We start from the raw sequence: 1,714 nt of genomic DNA, 5'->3' as shown, positions 1-1,714 counted from the left end.
GAGCAGTGATACCTGCCAGGAGCGCTGCCAGTAGGAGTAAGGCGGCACTAGCTGTGAACGTTCCATCGTGCCCGTATGCGTCGAATAGAACGCCCCCGAGAGTCGACCCGAGCCCAATCGCCAGTTGAACCAGCGCTACCATCAAACCGCCGGCAGCTTCGGCATTCTTCGGCAAGGTCTTTGCAACCCAAGACCACCATCCAACAGGCGCAGCAGTAGCTACCATTCCCCAGCAGGCCAGAAGAATTGCTACAGGAAGCAGTTGGTGCCCAAGAGCAATCAGCCCGCCAGCGATGACCGACATAATTAAAGGGATGACGATGAGCGTTTGGTAGAAGCCACGCTTTAATACATGACCAATGAGTACGGTGCCGATAAATCCTGTAATACCCAGGGTGAGCAGCAACAGCGAAAGCGTCGGGATATCGACTCTCGTCACGGTTTCGAGGAATGGACGCAGGTACGTGAATAGAGTGAATTGCCCCATGAAGAAGAGACTCGCGCCGGCCATACCTGCCGCCACGAGCGGCGTCTTCAAAAGCGCGAACACGTTGCCAGAACTCTTCTGGTGGTCCTCGACCTTCATGGGAGGCAAGCTGGCGAATTGCCAGAGAAGCGCGAGCAGTGCTACCGGCGCCAAGCAGAAGAATGCCCCTCGCCATCCGATGATTGAGCCCAGGTAACTTCCAAGAGGCGCTGCAACGACGGTCGCCAAAGCATTGCCGCCGTTGAAGATGGCCAACGCCTTGGGCACCTGCGGCGCTGGCACAAGTCGGATAGCCGCGGCGGCCGACATTGACCAAAATCCCCCGATGGCAATGCCGATGAATACCCGGCCTGCCATGTATATCGTGTAGTTCGGTGCAAAAGCAATGATTGGCCCAGACACGAACATCAGGCCGGTTAGCCAAAGCAGCAGCGTTTTCCGGCTCATGTTCCCCGCCAGCGAGGAAATGAACAGGCTAGTGATGACAGCAAAGACGCCAGAAATGGAGATTGCTTGGCCGGCCATTCCTTCGCTTACCTTGAGGTCCGTCGCGATTGGGGTGAGCAGGCTCACTGGCATGAACTCTGATGCGACAAGCGCGAACGCGCACAGCGTCATGGCAAAAACGCCACTCCAGTAGGCGCGCTTGCCTGGCTGCTGAGATATGTTCCTCACGTCGCTCGTGGGGACGTCTTCTGCGACATCAGGTACTTGAAAAGACATAGGCTTGTTGAATCCGAAATTTATTGGTAGCGGCATACGTCATTTGCGTCCGGTAATAGCGTGCTGAAACCGTCCGCTTGATGCCACTTTGACTGGCTACAAGTTTCGCAATCCAAAGCCTGCTTGACTAGATAATGAATCCTTAATTACCCTATTAGCTGCGCTAATGAATAGCTAAAGGGTGGCAGACAATGATGAAACGCAATCTCAACGACCTCTTGGGGTTCGTTACCGTTGCTCGCGAGGGCAGTTTCACGCGAGCAGCCGCTACGCTTGGCGTAACACAGTCTGCCTTGAGCCAAGCGATTCGCGGACTTGAGGAAAGGCTTCAGATTCGCCTGCTGACACGAACTACACGCAGCATTTCTCTGACCGCAGCTGGTGAACGATTGATTCATACGATTGGCAATCGCTTCGATGAAATCGAAACGGAGTTGGATGCGCTCACCGCATTGCGTGATAAACCAGGCGGCACAGTTCGCATTACATGCGGGGAACATATCC

The 1,714-nt window shown here is 54.9% G+C and carries 2 protein-coding genes; one reads left to right on the top strand and one right to left on the bottom strand.

The features are described from left to right. Positions 1 to 1,210, bottom strand: a 1,210-nt coding sequence (locus AKL28_RS23490; protein ID WP_050470693.1) for an MFS transporter, incomplete at its 3' end; no start/stop codon positions are given. A gap of 191 nt (positions 1,211 to 1,401) precedes the next feature. Between AKL28_RS23490 and AKL28_RS23485 the strand changes: the two genes are divergently transcribed. Beyond that, positions 1,402 to 1,714: LysR family transcriptional regulator (locus AKL28_RS23485; RefSeq protein ID WP_156226480.1), on the top strand; the 313-nt coding region annotated here is incomplete at its 3' end.

Source organism: Herbaspirillum chlorophenolicum, assembly GCF_001189955.1.
Taxonomy (GTDB): domain Bacteria; phylum Pseudomonadota; class Gammaproteobacteria; order Burkholderiales; family Burkholderiaceae_D; genus Herbaspirillum; species Herbaspirillum chlorophenolicum.
This window is presented reverse-complemented; position numbering and strand designations above follow the sequence as displayed.